A 16,714-nucleotide genomic window follows, 5' to 3' on the forward strand; every position below is an offset into this window, starting at 1 on the left:
TCCCTTAGCGGACGCGGCGCGAGGCGCGCGTGAGCAGGTAGTCGGCCACAAACAGGATTACCGCGACAATAGCGTAATCCAGGCGGAATACGCCGCCAAAGGGCGATGTGATGACGCCGTATCCGGCAATGGCGCTCGGCAGCGCGCGCGAAAGCTCAACGACAAAGCCCACGATCTGCAGCTTGGCGGTCAGGCCGCTAAAGCACAGCAGCACGGTCATCGCGCTCATAAAGATGCCGCAGATGCGACAAGCGATGGCGATGATGCTCATCGCCACGGCGGTGGCCTTACGAGAGTTCACGCGCGGTCTCCTCTTCGATCTGGGTGGAAAGCTCCAACCATTCGTCCTCGAGCTTGGGCAGCTCTTGCTTAAGCCCGTTATATTCCCCCAGCGCAGCATTGAACTTGTCTTGATCGGCATAAAGCTCTTCGCTAGCCATCAATTCCATAAGCTCGTCATAGCGGGCGCGCTTTTTGTCGAGTTCCGTCTCGATCTTCTTGAGCTGGTTGCGCACGCCCTTGAGCTTTTTGTTGAGTGCGGCGCGGGCCTGGGCCTCGGCGCGTTTTTGCTCCTTGGTCTTTTTGCCCTCGGCAGGTTTGGGGGTGGCGGGCGCATCGGGCTGGGCCGCGGTGACCTTAGCGGACTTGGTCGCGGCCGGTGCACTCTCCCCTGCCGCCTCGGCGGCGGCGCGGGCTGCGAGGTCCTCGCGCTTGTAGAGGTAGTAGTCGTAGTCGCCGTCGTAGACCGTGACCTTACCATCGCGGATGTCGATCACGCGGTTGGCAACGGCGCGCACCAGGTGCTCGTCGTGGCTGATCAGCACGATGGCGCCGGGGAAGTTCTGCAGGGCGTTCTCGAGCATGTCCACCGAGTCGATATCCAGATGGTTTGTGGGCTCGTCCAGGCACAGGAGTGCCTCGGGGGCAACAAGCATTTTGGCGAGCGCCAAGCGCGCCTTTTCGCCGCCGGAGAGGACGCGAACCTGCTTCTCGATGGAATCGTTGTCGCTAAACAGGAAGGCGCCCAGCAGGCTGCGCTGCTGCGGCACGGTCCACTTGGGCGTGACGGTGTCGATTTCTTGCAGGACGGTGTTGGACTCGGTCATGCCCTCGAGTGCGTGCTGGGCGTAGTAGGCCACGCCCACGTTGGTGCCCAGGTCGCGGATGCCGGTGGTGGGCGGCTCCAGGCCGGCGAGGATCTTCATGAGAGTGGACTTGCCCGCGCCGTTGGGGCCGACGAGCGCCACATGCTCGCCGCGGTAGAGCTTGAGGTCGATGTCACTGTAGATGTGCTTATCGCCGTAGGACTTGGATACACCCTCGAGGCCCACGACCATGTCGCCCGAGCGCGGTGGGTCGGGGAACTTAAAGTCGATGTGCTTGTGGCCCTCGGGCAGGATGACAAGCTCCTTTTTGATCTGCTCGATCTTGCGGATGCGCTCCTGGGCCTGGGCGGCCTTGGTGGGCTTGTAGCGGAACTTGTCGACGAAGACCTGCATGTGGGCGATGTCACGCTCCTGGGCGGCGCGCTTGGCGCGCATTTGCTCCAGGTTGTCCTCGCGCTGCTTGAGGTAGCTACTGTAGTTGCCGGTGTAGGTGGTCACGCGGCGGTTTTCGAGTGCGGCGACATGGTCGACGCAGGCGTCCATGAAGGCGCGGTCGTGGCTGACGATGAGGACGGCGCCGTCGTAGTTGGCGATAAAGCCGCGCAGCCACTGGACGCTTTCGAGGTCCAAGTGGTTGGTGGGCTCGTCCAGCAGCAGCAGGTCGGGGTGGCGCAGGAAGAGCTTGGCGAGCGCGATACGCATCTGCCAGCCGCCCGAGAACTCGGAGCACGGGCGCTCAAAGTCGGTGACTTTAAAGCCCAGGCCGGACAGGATTTTGCGGGCGTTGCTCTCGAGCTCGTAGCCGCCCAGATGCTCAAAGCGGTCCTGGACTTGGCCGTACTCGTTGAGGAGTGCGTCGACGTCCTTGCCCTGCTCGGAGAGCTCGGTGATTTGGGCCTGCAGCTCGTTGGCGCGCTCGCCCATGCGGCGGATTTCCTTAGCGGCGGCCACGACCTCGGCAAGGATGGTGGTGTCCTTTTGCTCCAGATTAGTTTCCTGCTCTAGGTAGCCCACCTGGCAGTCCTTGGCGTACTGGACCTGGCCGGCGTCAGGACTGTCGATGCCCATGATGATCTTGAGCATGGTAGTTTTGCCGGCGCCGTTGGGGCCCACGAGTGCGAAGCGCTCGCCGGGGTTGATCTGGAAGGACGCGCCGCTAAAGAGGACGCGTGCGCCGAAGCTTTTTTCGATCTTGTCGACCAGGAGGATCATGGTGCCGCCTTTGACCTTGTGTGCCTATATGAAAAAAGGCCCCAACTTGCGTTGGAGCCTCATTCAATGCTCGGGTGGAGACGAGGGGGATCGAACCCCTGACCTCTTGACTGCCAGTCAAGCGCTCTCCCAGCTGAGCTACGCCCCCGTGCGAAGAAGTACTATACGGGAACTCGGACGGCGATGCAAGGACAATTTTGGAAAAACTTTCCTGGGGCGGCGGCGCGGATGCGGGACGGACTCGAGAGCGATGGGCCCGCGATGCCCGACTAAGCCCGCGGGGCGCGCCCCGCGGGAGGGCGGCGCTGCCGCCGCCCTCCCATCAGGCTCCACCCCGGCCGCCCCCGGGGCCTCCCGCCACGAAACCGGCCCATCTACTACGTTTGGCCGGCATCCCCCGACCATGGCGTCTCGGGCAAAAATAAAACCGCAGGTAGACGGCCTGCGGTTTTCGGGAAAACGGGGTATGGTCGAGGGGTCGGGCTTAAACGTAGTAGATAGGCCGGTTTCATGGCGGGGGCATCGCAGGCAGCCGACCGAGGGCGCCCGGAAGTGAGCAAGCAGGCTATTTGCAAGTGGAAACTACTGCCATGAAAAAGAAAACAGGCCAGACATATTGCCTGACCTGTTGAAAAACCTGGTGGGCCCTCCGGGATTCGAACCCAGAACCCAGGGATTATGAGTCCATCTTCTAAACCAAATTCAAGTGCAGAAACGTAAATCAAAGTGTGGATAGCAGCGGATAACAATAAACACTGTAATCTCGTTTTACTCGAAATGGCAAATTGATACATTTTGACAAACTCCTTCTTTGGTATCCGAGAAACGCCGTTGATATTCAAGGTCAACAGGTCTTCCTATGCTTGCGCCTTGGTTATCCGTCAGATCTATGCGCTGAGGGTCGAGCCTGTGGTTGCCCCCAATCACTCACCATCGTGACAGGGCTATGTGTGACGAGGTTGGCTGCAACCAGAATTTTTTCGGTCAAGCCGGCGCTCACGCGATGGCATATGAGTTTGAGCGTCGCGGCATCAGCGTTGAATTCCGATAACCTGGTGAGGATGCCGCGCGCACACTTGGCAGCTGGTGCCAATTGACCCTTGAGCTGACATCGATGTCATAATGCTCTCGATGGGTTTCGGCCCATGCTCATAATCCCTGGGTTCTGGGTTCGAATCCCGGAGGGCCCACCACTATCTACCAGCGGTTTCCATGAAATACAGTTGTTCAGGGGAACCGCTTTACTATTGGTTATTCCTTCTAGAATCCACTGGTTTCTTCTGGCTATCCACCGCTATCCACCACAGCTCAATGCATAAACAATTATCCCAGTATAAACATTGTGAATATGCTATGGACCGTCTCTTTCAATCGGCGGCGAGCCAGTGAGGTCCCGGAACAGTTGTTCAGCTAGACGCAATGGTTAATGCCTGCCGTCAAACTTGTTTCATTATCATTGAGGATTGGAGCGAGTTATGACCAATCGTACAGTTGTCCATGGCGCCATTGTGGAAGGCGCCTCGGCAGTACCCATTGATATCGCGATTGAATTCAAACCGGGAATTCCCGGCATTCACATTCTAGGCATTCAGGATAACGCCGCCGTGGAGTTGCGGGGCATTGTCAGGTGTGCACTCAAGGCGCAGGGATACACCTTGCCTCGAGACAGTGGTTCTATCGACGTCATGCCCTCGCCCGGCTATAGCAAGGCCTTCTCAGGTCGAATTCGAGACGCAGGCTCCCTCGCGCTGCCCATAGCGCTTGGTATCCTGAGCGCCTCGGGGCAGGTCGATCCTACGTATATCAAGGATAAGCTGTATTTTGGATCGCTGGACTTCGGCGGTAACGTGACGTCGTGTCGGGGCGCCATTGCAGTTGAGGATCTCTGCCATGAGCTGAATCTCCAGGGAGTCGTTTCCGCGGCAACTCCGCGCGGATTGAGGCCTTCTAACCCGAGCCTTCAAACCCTGGACTCGATCTCATCTTATTCCTTGGGTAATCCTGAGAATCTTATCGGCAGGCCTATGCCGGCTGAACCAAATCAATTGAGTCCGGTTTACCCGCCTGCTGCAGTCTCCGCTGTGGCCGAGGCCCTTGCGACGCGAATTCCCATCTTAATTGAGACGGATAGCCCGGATCGTGCGGGAGAGGCGCTTCGCGCGTTCTTCCGCGTCGGCGAAAGCGATGAGGCGACGCTCATGAGAGACCTTGCCGGTGTCGGTGCGAAGGGTAACGTTGCCGTTGTCTCCGATATCGGGACGGCAAGCATCGCAGGTATTATCGGCGGCGGGCGCCCCATCAGGCCGGGTGTCATCTCTGCCGCAAGCGGTGGCGCCATCGTTCTCGGAAATATCGACCAGGCATCGTCCCATGTTCTTCAGTCTGTGGCGTCGGCGACAAGGCGAGACACCGTCAGGATCGTTAGGGTTGACGGTACTACGCTGTTTCCAAGCGACGCCGCCCTCGTTATGACGGCTAGGGAAGACAGAAGCGACTATGCGATGAAAGCGTTTCAGCTGAGCCCATTCCCTAAAATCGAACAGCCGGTCGTTGTCGATATTGACCAATTGGAAAGAGGCCTTTCTCATATCCAGGCGCTCCCAGGATCGCTGGTCGCCTATAGAGAGAACCTCAAAAAGCGCATCGAGGACAGCAGCCTCTATGTGGATGCAACCACCAAGGGCGGCATCAAGGTCAATTATTCGGTTGATGGCGAGCCGAAGACCGTTGAGCTCGTGAAGCAATTCTACGAGGAGAACGATACATTATGCATCCAAGCCTTCGATGTGACCGAAGGGTCCGACTCGTTTGGTGAACTTTGGTCCGACGTGACCGTTAACCTCGACGGGCCCGCCCAAGGAGATCGCACTGTCTATATGAAGAGGTCTAGTGCAGACCCCTTGCCCGGCATACTCATGGATTCAGAGGTGTTCGGCTCCATTATCGATGGTGCCGGACGGGGTGGATATGACGCCGTTGAAGTTAACCTAAATGCGTTTCTTTCGATGAGGGATCTGTCCGAATTTCGCGAGATGGTCATTCCCAATGAATACAAGGATATTGCCATCGCCGCAGGTGTAAATTTCGCCATTGTGCCTGCGATTGAAGCGAAAGACATTGCTCTCATGTCCGACGGCCTCGTCATCATCGGTGGACACGACTATAAGCTCTACCGCGGCCAGACCTTCGACGAGTCGCGGAAGGTGGACGCGATCCTTGATCAGTATGAAGAGCTGAGCGTGGCCCCCCATAGAGTCGATTGCAGTCCCAGCACGAAAAAGATCATTGACTCGCTTCGACTTGCGACCAAAAGCACGGCATCGCCCGACGGAGTCGTGTCGATGGAGCGCGACGTGACCCTCCCCTACGCTCAATCGCTTAAACATTAACGAATCAAAATCTAGGAACAGTTGTTCAGCGGCTCTCATCGACAGGCCCAAGGGCGGACGATACAACCAACGGAACTATGACCGAAGGGAGAGCCGTATGGACAACCTGGATAGGTCGGCGGTGGCAGCGGGGCTGGGCCTGCTCGACCTCGACCGTGTTTTCGATGCTGCGCGCGAAATGATCATGGACCCGCAGCAATGCGAGGGATACCTTAAGTGGCCGGCTGTCGCCGCGCTCGGCGCGATTATGGCAGAGCCCAACCTTCTCTCGGCTGTGGCTGAGGTCGCTCTTGACGGTATCGCTCGCAACACATATGCGGGTCAGAAGTCCTGGCTGCTCGCGCAGGCCCTGTTCACGGCCTCCACTGCTCAGGCCGAATATGAGATCGAGCGAGGTCTTTCGCTCTCGCCGTCAGATCGAACCCATATCAACTCGAAGGCCCCCATCGCCGTTCAGGACTATATCTCTCGAGATGAGAAGCTCGCCGTCATGAAATTCTATGTCATGGCGGACACGGAGCTCTCGCGTATCGCGGTGCCGTGGCCGGCGGGGCCCTATGGCCAATTCAGGATCGGCGACGAGGGTTATGTGACGGACGAGCAGTTCGGGCGCGTGATTCCCGATCCCGCCGACCAAAGCCTCTATGAGTACATTGCGAACGGCGGTGCGCTCACCGATGACGTTGTCCATGCTGCCGTGAGGGGGAATACCGAACACATCGATACGCTTGTCTCCCAGGCCATCGAAAACGACCCCGATGCACCCGTTTACTACACCGAATCGACGCAGGACGAGTGGGACGAGTCTGTCGACGGGGGCTATGTCGAAAAGGACGACATCAAGACCGAACGCGCCCACGAGATGCCTGGGACAAAAAAACTCATCGCGCAGATCAGCAGGAAGTTGGGCGGCGGTGCCGAGGGCGCACTCCATACCACGGTTCCCAATCGCACCGGCTATTTCCATTACGGACAGGCATAGGGAGGCGGCAAGATGAGTATTACCTTGGTGCCTTTCGACTCTCCCATCGAGTGCATGACGATCGACACCGAGACGACGGGGCTCGACCCCTTTGAGGGCGATGAGATCTTGACACTGGCTATGGTTCTCGACATCGAGCATCGGGAGTCTCCTTCGTCGGTTCATTTGCGCGTCAAGCCGCAGCATGAATGTCGGATTCGACCTTGGATTCCTCGAGCATGAGGGCATCGTCATTCCGCAGACTGTGGAAATTGTCGATGCGATGGAGGAATTAGGGCGCGTGCACGGCCCGTTCTCGGAGTCCCATACCAGATGGAGGCTCGCCTCTGCGGCAGATGCCATGGGTTATAGCTTCGAGGGCGCTCCGCACGATGCGCTCGCCGATGCCTTGGTTACAAGGCGCCTATATCGACACACGACTGCAGTTACCGAGGGCCAGAAGCAACCAGGCACGCATGTCAAGCGCCCCTGTGTACACAGACATAGCAAATTAGAGAAATTGTCACCTTGTGGCACCAAACCGGTCGGCACGGGTGGCCTATATGGCGAAAACTGTAGTTTGGGCCGCTTTATGTGCGGCCCCAACTACACGTCGCCGGAGGGAGGTAGTAGTAATGCCCGGGGAGAATGAAGAGGCCATGCGTGTTCTGCTGATGCTCGGCCAGGCTGTTCTGCCGCCGGCGCGCGAAGTCCTCATCATCACGATGAGAGCGCTCGCGCGTGGTACCGGCAAGGTTGCTGGGGGTACCGGCAGAATCGCTGGTCGCGGCGCGAACCACGCGATCAGCCATGTGAATGGGCTCGGCCGCTATGGTCTCGTTACCGAGCACACGCTCAGGCGCGACCGCAACGACGTCATCAAGCTCGTGAACCTTGGCAAGGAGGGCGCGCTTGACCGTGGTGACCTATCGCTCCTTTCCGATATCTGTCGAAAGCACCGCATCGGGTTCGCCGTTTTTGAAGACCCGGCGACCGGCTATTTCGCAATCGAATACAAGATGAAGGACCAGGAGGCTCTCGCCGCCTGCATCGAGACGGCAATCGAGAGGAAGCTGATCTCGAATGCCGACGTGGACAACGCGATGAGGGGCCCAGCCGAGAGTGGCGTCCAGACGCCCGCCAATCCAAACGATATCCAGTCGCCTTCGCAACCAAAAGAGTACCCCGCCCTTCCGGCAATCGGGCTACCCGCCGTGGGCCTTCCCCCGGTGGGGCTCCCGCCTGCACCGGAGAATATCGAATATCTGGGGGAGTCGTGGAAGCTCGACCAGAACGACGGTATGTACAAGCGTAAGTTCACCGGTTGGGACGGTACCGTCTACACCGCCGCCGTTTCCATGGCCGGAGCCTTCAGGATTACCGATCCCGACGGGCGCACGGCAAAAATCGGGAACCAAATCTGCGAGGGCGATGACAAGGGCGTGCTTCGGGAGGACCGTGCCGATGCCATCGTCCGGTGCCACACCCAAATCGAGACACTGAAGGACCGCGAGGCCTTTGAGGGGTCAGTCAGACTCCAGCAGCGCCAGGGACGAACCAAACAGATGGGCTCGCATGAGGTCATCCGCGCCGTCAATATGCGCGACGCAGCCGACCGCAAGGCCAACCGTCACCAAATCGGAAATCAGAACCGTCCGGCCACGCACTCCCGAACCCTCAACAAGCGGGTCAAGAGGTAGCCGATGAAGCTGCCAAAGATAGACATAACGAAGGCCGTCGGAGCCGTCATGCTGGGATCTGCCGCCTTCTGGATCGTGAACCTCACGGTCCAGAAGGTCATGCTCGGAACAAGCGGTATCGAGACGTCTGATGACGTCGTGGCGTTCGTCGCGTGGGCGGCATCCCGTCGGCCCCTCGGTGTCTACTTCGGCGGGGTCCCGCTGCTGGCCTCGGTCGTCGCGGCCCTCGTAATCGCCCTTGCCGTTCTCCTTAAACATGAGGCGCCCGGAGAGGACATCTCGCCTGCAAAGCAATATGGATCCCAGCGTTTCTCGACCGCCCAGGAGCGTCTGCTGTACTCGCACAACAAGGCGACGGCCGAATGGCCGGTTCCCGAATGGTGCGAGACGGTCGAGGACGACAATATCATCCTCTCGCTCAACAGCAAGGTTGCCGGCACATCCATCGTCAACGACAAGAAGGACCCGATCAGGCGCGAGAGCCAGGTGCCAAACCGAAACATGTTCATCATGGCCGGATCGGGCGCCGGCAAGTCCTACCGTTTCGTGACCAATCAGATCATGCAGATGAACGGCAACATGGTCTTTACCGACCCCTCGGGCGAGCTGTTCCGTGCATCTGCCGCCTTTTTGGAGAAGAACGGCTATGACGTGCAGGTCATCGACCTGCGCGACGAGGAGCATATCCTTGCCTCAACCCCCTACAACCCGCTTATCAACTGCCGCGACGTCACGTCCATCAACTCACTGGTCAATATGTTTATCTCGAACACCAAGGGCGAGGACACGCACGGGGACCAGCAGTTCTTCATCGATATGGAGAAGAACTTCTACACCTGCGTTTGCGGCATGTTCGTCTTCTGGTTCAAGGCCAACGGCAATACCGCCGACTGCACCCTTCCCGGCATCATCGACTACCTCGCGATGGCCAAGGCCGATGGCGCCGAGGGCATCAACAAACTCGACCTCGTTTTCGAGGGCACCCGGGAGCGCGACGGCTTCGATGGGTTCGCGCAGTACATCATCGATACGTACGGCGAGGACGCGCTGGATGACGAGTCTCTCCCTGAGAACTCGGTCCTCACCAACTACCGCACCTTCAAGGCAAACGCCGGCGCTCCCGAGCAGATGGCGGCGGTCGTGTCCTCGTGTGCCGCCCGCCTGCAAAGGCTCAACAACCCCGCGATTCGCAAGATGCTGGGCCGTGACGAGCTCGACCTCCAGTCTATCGACAAGCGCAAGCGCGCAATCTTCTTCTGCATCAAGTCCGGCGGCGGCCCCTATGACTTCGTCGCCGCGATGGCCCTGAACCAGTTGTTCGACATCTCTAAGGATGTCGGGTCAACGAATGGAATCGGCCATCTTGAGATTCCCCTCTACTGCTATCTCGACGAACTCGCACAGATAGGCAAGATCCCCGACCTTGAGAAGCTTTTCGCCGAGAGCCGTAAGTTCTGGATCAACCTCTGTGCGATCGTGCAGGACGGCAAACAGCTCGAGGCTAGATATGGCAAGCAGTCGGAATCCATCCGAGCAAACTCGGCCATTTTTATGTATATGGGTTCCTCCCTCTTTTCCGACTGTGAGCAGATATCGCGCGAGATGGGCAACACCACGAAGAAGTTCACGGATTACTCTGTCTCGAACTCCGCGAGCGGTAAATCCATCCAGGAGAGCACGAGATACGTCAAGGTTCCGCTCATGAGCCCCGAGGAGCTCTACAGCTTCAACGAGGAGGACGGTCTGTCCCCTGACGAGTGCGTGACCCATTACAAGCAGGGCATGTGGTTTCGCGACCTCAAGGCCGATCCCGAGATTCACCCCAGGCGCAAGGAATATCTCAGCGCCGGCAAGACCGACATGCTTGAGTGGGCGCGCGCGAGGCGGCACGCGGACAACTCCTCAGTGCCAACACCGGAGGGTGTCGTGCTCATAGACCGCACCAGCCCCAAAACCATCGTCATCGACGCCTAAGGGCGCGTGAATAGGTATCAACTATCCTTAAGGGAAGGAAATCTTCAATGGAACAGCTTGCTGATCTCGTTACCAAATTCGAGAACGTCATGATCGCTGGCGGCTCTCTGTTTGCCTTGTGGGGTGTCTACAATCTGCTCGAGGAGAAGACTAAGGGGCGCCCCGGCCACGGTACCGAGTGGTGGCAGGTTCTCGCTGGCGTCTTTATCGCCGGCTGCGGCTTCTCCCACATCATCTCCCAGCTGTTCAACGGCATCCTAGGATAATGGAGATCCGAGAGAGGCTGCTCGCCTTCGCGGCCGGCTCCCCTATCGGTGGTGCTGCGTCGCCCGGGCCAACAGACCCGTATGACGAAATTGAATATGATGAAAGGCCGACTTCGTTTGGCGATCGCGCCTTGCGCTTTGCAGCCGTCAGCGTCTTGATGCTTGTTGTGGCTTGTGCCATTGCGTCGATTGCCTATGCCGCTCAAAAGGGCCAGTGGTCCGTGAGAGACTCGCTGGATATTTCAGGCGTTCAGACAACAGACTCTAAGCGCTACGTTGTTATCCGTTGGTCGGATATTGAAAATGACAAGTTCATAGACTTTAAACATGACGGAATCACCGCTCACGAAATTAGATATGAGGTGAAACTCGGAAACGGAGGAGCAAATCTTTACGGTCCGGTTTATGTCGATAAGAACGGTAAAACTGTAAGTTCAAAAGCTGCAAAAACTAAAAAACTTGATGGAAGTTTGAGCGACAGTAAATATCTCAAGAGCCTAGCGCCAAGTTGGGCCCCTGATGGATGGGAGATAGCAAAAGCTACGTCAACCGGACAGGAATCCTCTGGAACAGGCGGAAAACCGAATACAGACAAAGATTCGGCCGCAAAGGACCCGGACGACATGGAGAATCAGCTAATCAAGGATAATCCGCCAGAGTTTGCCCTAGATTTTAAGTTCTTTAAATATGCTGCCGAAAACCTGGCATGGACCTTCTGCCGTGGGCTTGCGGAAAGCGCCACGAGCCTTGCCGAATGGTGCATTTCGCTAGTGTCCTCTACGGCGAGCACTGCATTCACATCCGACTTTACCAATGGTCCTTTCGGCCAGTTCTACACCATGGCATCAAAGCTATCGAAAGGCGCTTTCCAGCCCTATGCCATGGCGTTTCTCGGCCTGACGTTCGGTGTCGCCCTCATGCACCAGCTGGATGTCCGTCGCAAGATGGCAGGCGTCGACATCATGGCAAGCCTCGCATTCGTCGTCATGATGTTCGCAGTGAGCTACACCCTCATCGTTCATGCGATGGACATCTGTGCGGCCGTATACGTTCTCGCCCAACACCTTGTCGGGGTCGTAAACAACACGCTTGCATCCATGGGAATCGACACGACCAACTCCATTGGAATAAAGGAACAGGTAACCAGCTCATTCGACGCCCTGACTTACGCACAGGCCGGTACCTCGTTTATTCTTCTCATCCTTGCCATCGTTTCCCTTGTCGCCTGCGTCGCCTGCCTATTCACCGTGCTGACAACAATCTTCGTGCGTGTCGGCGAAATATATTTAAGGTCCGCCGCAAGCCCCCTTTGCCTAGCGTTCTTTGCTGACGACAAATCAAGACCCATGGGCGTCGGCTATCTCAAGCGTTTCGCCGCGGTCTGTTTCCAGGCGGTGATGATTGTCATCGCGATTGGCATGATCCCACTTATCAATACGGTCGCAACCGAACTCATAGCCCCTATCACGTCTGATACAAGCACCCTGAATGGTTTCGGGGGCGCCGCGGCCGCGCTCATCCCGTCGATGTGCTCCGTCCTTTGCATTACTGAAATCGTGAACAAGTCAAAGGTCGTTGCCAACAGTCTGTTCGGCCTCGCCTAGGAAAGGTAGTGAAATGGCAGAGACATTCGTGCGCGACGATATCAACAACTATGTCGCGAGAAACATCTTTGGTCGTTTTTCCAAGCGCTCGGCCATAGCGGCACTTGCCGCCGTTGCCGTCGTGACCGTCGGAATATACGGCGTCTACGCATGGGGCTGGAGCCTCGATATTGTCACCTACATGGCGATCCCGGTGTGCGTTGCCATCGGCGTCATCGGCCTCCATTCGCACCACGGCCTGAAATCGGAGAAATGGCTGCCGCTCATGCTGAAGGACAGGACGGAGCCCGATCAGCTCACGCTCGCTGTCCCGACTTTCGAGGTGGCCGTTCCGAAGAAGACGAAGGCAGAGGTGCGCGAGCAGAAACGCCGCGAAAAGGCAGCAAGGAAGGCGAGGAAGTTTGAGCAGGAGGCCGTGCCGGCGGGAATCGCCCAGGCGATGGCTGAGGCCTCCGTGAGAAACGATGGGAGAAACCCTAGATGAGCAAACTGACTATTGACGATCTCGACCGAGAGATTGCCGAGGCCGAGGAGCGCCGCGCGAGCGCCCTCGAGGCCGGTTGGCAGAAGGGCGTGCGCCAGATGGACAAACGCCTGAAAAAACTGAAGAAGAAACGTGACAAGTATGTCGCGAATTACGGCACCGACGTGCCATCCATCCCCCTCGGCTCTTCCTGGGCGATAGACGAGGAACAGGCCGAGCTCGGTGTAAACACTGCGCTCTCGACCGATGTGAAGCTCGTCCAGCCTAAGTGGTCGACCACGAAACTCGTCCCCTACGAGCTGCTCACGGTTGACGGCGTCATGCGCATCGACAGCGAGACCTACTCCATCGCCCTTCGTGTCGATGACGTCAACTACCAGGGAGCGCGACCCGAGGACCAGTATCTCGTGCGCGAGGCGTGGGCGGGATACCTTGATTCGCTCGACCACACGGTACGTCTCGGCATTTTCATCATGAACAAGCGCGTGAGCCCGGAGGAGTTCGCATCCGACCTGCTCTTCCGTGAGGTTCCCGGCGATGAGCGCGGTAACGTCCTGCGCCGCGAGTACAATGCATGGACCCGCTCCATGCTCGCCAAGTCCTCCCGCTCGGTGCGCCGCGACCGCATTATCACGATTGCCGTGTCCGCTGACACGCTGGAGCGTGCGGTGCCCCGGCTGTCCCAGGAGGCGGATTCCTTCCTTCGCTTCATGCGCGACCTCGGTTCCGATGCGCATGTCCTCGACGGCCAGCAGCGCCTCGACATCATTCAGACCATGACGCGCCAGGACGACACTCCGGGCACGGCGAACTTCGAGCGACTGTCCGGGACCGTCGGCCTCACGACCCGCGAGCTCGTGGCGCCCTCCTCTGTCCTCACCGCAGACGGCTACCGCGGCGACCCCCGCATGATCGTCGGCCGTCGCTGGGTTAAGACCTACGACGTAACCCTCGACGGTTACGGCAAGACCATGAAGGACTCCTTTATCTCGGACCTGACGGGACTGCCCTACGACCTCACCGTCGCGTGGCACATCCGTCCCTGGGAGTTCTCTGCCGCGATCTCGGCCGCCGAGAACCACCTGCACGAGATCACCGAGGAGAATAACACCTACCAGTTCAACACGAGCCGTCCCGAGGTCGGCTACTTCGTCGACCAGAACAACATGCCGCCCGCGATGCGCGAGGCCCAGGAGGACGCCGAGGCGTTCCGAGACGACCTCGAGAGCGCGGAGATGCACGCCTTCGGCGTCACGACGGTCGTGACCGTCCAGGGGCGCACGGAGACCGAGCTCGAGGAGGCCTGCCGCGAGGTTGAGAAGGTGTTCTCCACGCACAGGAAGCCCTATCCCGATTCATGGCGCGCGCTTCGCGAGGAGTCCTTCTCGACCGCCCTGCCGATCGGCGCCCCCTACATCCCCTACGAGCGAACGCTGACCACGGACCCCCTGTCCCATATGCTGATGTTCGTCGCCGCCGAGATGAACGACCCGGGCGGCAACATCATGGGTCTCAACGCCGAGACCCGATCGTTTATCGTCTACGACCCCGTGTCCCATGAGCACACGAACAGTTTCACGCTGGCACAGCCCCGATCCGGCAAGTCGTTCAATTCCAAGATCACGCGCATCATACCTGTGCACCTGAAGCATCCGGACGACGACGTGATCACGATCGACCCGGAGGGCGAGTATGTCACGCCCACCGAGTATCTGGGCGGCCAGGTCATCCGCATCGCCGAGAACTCGGGCGACTTCATCAATCCGCTCGACATCTCCCTTGCCTACGGCTCGGACGATCCGGAGACGAAGTCCTCCCCCGTGCCCGCGAAGGTGTCCTTCATCCAGTCGCTCGTTCGTATGATGGCCAGCAGCGTCAACGATGCCCAGGCAAACGTCCTCGATGCCGCCGCCGCATACGCATACAACCGGTATCTTGACGACCCGCGACCCGAGAACCTGCCGACGCTCCAGGATATCTACGACTTCCTGATGTCCGAGCAGGGCTCCGATATGCGCGACGCCCGCGATTTGGCCAAGCTCATTCGCCGTTACGTCACGGGCACGCTGTCGCTGTTCAACCATCCTACGAACGTGAACCTCCAGTCGAACCTAGTGTGCTTCGATTTGCACGAGCTGTCCAGCGAGCTCAAGCCGCTGGCGCTGCTCATCATCCTCGACCACATCTGGGTCCGCGTATCGGCGAACCGCCGTGCCGGCAGGCGAACCTGGCTTATCATCGACGAGTTCCAGCTCCTGCTCGACAGCCCCTACGCCCGCAGCCAGATCGACCGCTTCTTCACCCGTGGCGGAAAGTGGGACTTCTACATCAACGCGATCACCCAAAACCTCTCGCGCGTCCTCAACAGCGAGGAGACGCGCTACATGTTCCAGAACTCGCCCTTCGTGACGATTCTGCAGCAGACGAGCGACCTCCTCCCTGACTTCCAAGAGCTGTTCAACCTCTCCGAGAGCCAGACGAAGGTTTTGGCTACCGCACATCCCGGCGAGGGTCTCTATGTGTTCAAGAACCGCGTGGTGCACTTCGACTTCCAGATTGACTCGAAGATCTGCCCGACTCTCTACGACATCTGCACGACCCGTCCCGCCGATATCAAGCGCCGTGCCGTGAAGGCGGCGGCAAACCCAGACGTCGCCGCACTCGACGAACCGGAAGACACTCCGTCATCGACCCCGCGATCAATGCGTGAGGAGATCGGCCGCAACGTACCATCGCCCGCTCATATGGCTCCCCCGGCGCGCCCTCGACCCAATGTGCGGCCGGCGAGCGAGCAATTCGGTTTTAACGGAGGCGGCAACCGAGACACAGTTACCGCCAACAAGGAAAGGATGGAAGATATGGATATTCGTGACTTCCAGGAGGGCGCGGACTTCTCGCGCTTCAACACCCGTCGACTCCCGACCGAGGAGGAGCTGCGCGCGCAGGCCGAATCTGAGCTCAAGGACCTCGTCCTGAATGCAATCGATCAGGTCTTCACCCGCGAGAGCGACACCCATTTCGACGATTTCGCGCTGGCTCTTTCGTCTGTCGGGGTCACGCTTGGAAGCGAGCCCTCCGGTGATATCGCCTTCTCGAACGGCACGGTCGCCCTCTCCGGCTCCGAGGTGGGCTACACGCTGTCTGCGCTCGTTGCCATGTCGGAGCGCGCTAACGGTCTCGATGCCGAGGTGAAGCCCCAGCCCGCTTCCGCTCCCGAGCAGGCTCAGCCCGCCGAAGATCTCAATGCACAGCCGAGCTCCTGGTCAAACGGCACCCGTCAGCAGCAGAGGGATTCAGCGCCTCGTCCGCGCACCCAGGCGCAGGCCCCTCAGCAGCCGGCGCCTTCCTCCCCTGTTCAGCAGGACCCCGCGACCAGCTTTACACAGCCGAATGGCATGTTTTTGAATCAGCGCGCCGCGCAGCGTCATCGCGCCCAGGCTACCTCCCAGGCGGCTGTCGCCCCCCAGAAGTCAGCAGACCAGCGTTTTGGCAGCGCATCGGTCTCCGATGCTATGTCCACTCTGCTGAAATACCAAAATGACAGCGGTGAGGACGTTGGCGGCATGTTCGCCAGCCCCGACGAGATCAGCCCCGAGGGCCTCAACGAATATGCCGATGGTTCCGGTTTCGTAGGTTAGTAGATGAAACCGCGCTCGACGAGATATAGCTCAAACCTTGCCCATGCGGATGCCCGTACCGCCGTCAGCCGGCGTACGGGCACCGTGCCCGCCGTGCTCGAAGACGAGTCGCGGCGCACTTCCGCATGGGAAGGGTCCTCACCGCGCCCGAACAGGTCGCGCACCGGCTCCTCGGACTTCTCTCGTCTCAGCGCCCAGAAATCGACGCGCTCGCGTGCGGCATCCGCCGCCGCGGGCGCCGTCTCATACGGCGGCACCTTCGCGTCGGTCGCGAAATCATCCATGGCAGGGGCATCCGAAGCCGATGCGCCCGCCACAGAAACATCGGAGGGATCGGGTTTCTCCCCCTCCGTCATGGCCTCGTCTTCCCGACGCGGGGC

At 59.1% G+C, this 16,714-nt stretch carries 12 protein-coding genes and 1 tRNA gene; 9 read left to right on the forward strand and 4 right to left on the reverse strand.

Going from position 1 to position 16,714, the window contains the following annotated elements:
• Positions 1–4 precede the first annotated feature (4 nt).
• The 3 genes from ABG996_RS04850 to ABG996_RS04860 form a co-directional block, all read right to left on the reverse strand.
• Positions 5–301: a hypothetical protein gene (locus ABG996_RS04850; RefSeq protein ID WP_055250169.1), complete on the reverse strand. Its 297-nt coding sequence runs from the start codon at positions 299–301 to the stop codon at positions 5–7.
• Positions 288–2,318, reverse strand: coding sequence for an ABC-F family ATP-binding cassette domain-containing protein (locus tag ABG996_RS04855; protein ID WP_347500970.1), 2,031 nt, complete (start codon positions 2,316–2,318; stop codon positions 288–290). Before ABG996_RS04855 ends, ABG996_RS04850 begins: the two co-directional genes overlap by 14 nt.
• A 75-nt stretch (positions 2,319–2,393) precedes the next feature.
• A tRNA-Ala gene (locus ABG996_RS04860) sits at positions 2,394–2,466 on the reverse strand.
• A gap of 1,327 nt (positions 2,467–3,793) precedes the next feature.
• On the opposite strand from ABG996_RS04860, the gene ABG996_RS04865 reads away from it, so the two are divergent.
• From ABG996_RS04865 to ABG996_RS04905, 9 genes are all read left to right on the forward strand, one after another.
• Positions 3,794–5,707 carry a magnesium chelatase domain-containing protein gene (locus tag ABG996_RS04865; RefSeq protein ID WP_347478740.1) on the forward strand — a complete coding sequence of 638 codons (1,914 nt, stop codon included), beginning with the start codon at positions 3,794–3,796 and terminating at the stop codon, positions 5,705–5,707.
• A gap of 97 nt (positions 5,708–5,804) precedes the next feature.
• Positions 5,805–6,689, forward strand: coding sequence for a hypothetical protein (locus ABG996_RS04870; RefSeq protein ID WP_347478742.1), 885 nt, complete (start codon positions 5,805–5,807; stop codon positions 6,687–6,689).
• Between the two features lie 12 nt (positions 6,690–6,701).
• Positions 6,702–6,911 (forward strand): 3'-5' exonuclease family protein, encoded by a 210-nt coding sequence (locus tag ABG996_RS04875; RefSeq protein ID WP_347478743.1) that lies wholly within the window; start codon positions 6,702–6,704, stop codon positions 6,909–6,911.
• A 392-nt stretch (positions 6,912–7,303) separates the two neighbouring features.
• On the forward strand, positions 7,304–8,368 hold the full coding sequence (locus tag ABG996_RS04880) for a hypothetical protein (protein ID WP_347478744.1): 1,065 nt from the start codon (positions 7,304–7,306) through the stop codon (positions 8,366–8,368).
• Between the two features lie 3 nt (positions 8,369–8,371).
• A complete protein-coding gene (locus ABG996_RS04885) occupies positions 8,372–10,342 on the forward strand; it encodes a VirD4-like conjugal transfer protein, CD1115 family (RefSeq protein WP_347478745.1) in 1,971 nt (656 codons plus the stop codon).
• A gap of 47 nt (positions 10,343–10,389) precedes the next feature.
• The gene (locus ABG996_RS04890) at positions 10,390–10,608 is read left to right on the forward strand and encodes a hypothetical protein (RefSeq protein WP_195233353.1); all 219 of its coding nucleotides are present in this window, start codon (positions 10,390–10,392) and stop codon (positions 10,606–10,608) included.
• Positions 10,608–12,212 carry a VirB6/TrbL-like conjugal transfer protein, CD1112 family gene (locus tag ABG996_RS04895; RefSeq protein WP_347478747.1) on the forward strand — a complete coding sequence of 535 codons (1,605 nt, stop codon included), beginning with the start codon at positions 10,608–10,610 and terminating at the stop codon, positions 12,210–12,212. Before ABG996_RS04890 ends, ABG996_RS04895 begins: the two co-directional genes overlap by 1 nt.
• A 13-nt stretch (positions 12,213–12,225) precedes the next feature.
• Entirely contained in the window at positions 12,226–12,696 is a 471-nt protein-coding gene (locus ABG996_RS04900) for a PrgI family mobile element protein (RefSeq protein ID WP_195233357.1), read from the forward strand.
• Complete coding sequence (locus ABG996_RS04905; protein ID WP_347478748.1) at positions 12,693–16,334, forward strand: VirB4-like conjugal transfer ATPase, CD1110 family; 3,642 nt, start codon at positions 12,693–12,695, stop codon at positions 16,332–16,334. Before ABG996_RS04900 ends, ABG996_RS04905 begins: the two co-directional genes overlap by 4 nt.
• Here the strand turns inward: ABG996_RS04905 and ABG996_RS04910 are convergent.
• The gene (locus ABG996_RS04910; protein WP_347478750.1) at positions 16,331–16,690 is read right to left on the reverse strand and encodes a hypothetical protein; all 360 of its coding nucleotides are present in this window, start codon (positions 16,688–16,690) and stop codon (positions 16,331–16,333) included. The genes ABG996_RS04905 and ABG996_RS04910 overlap by 4 nt on opposite strands.
• Positions 16,691–16,714: the final 24 nt, after the last annotated feature.

The organism is Collinsella aerofaciens, assembly GCF_039836695.1.
Classification (GTDB): domain Bacteria; phylum Actinomycetota; class Coriobacteriia; order Coriobacteriales; family Coriobacteriaceae; genus Collinsella; species Collinsella aerofaciens_BD.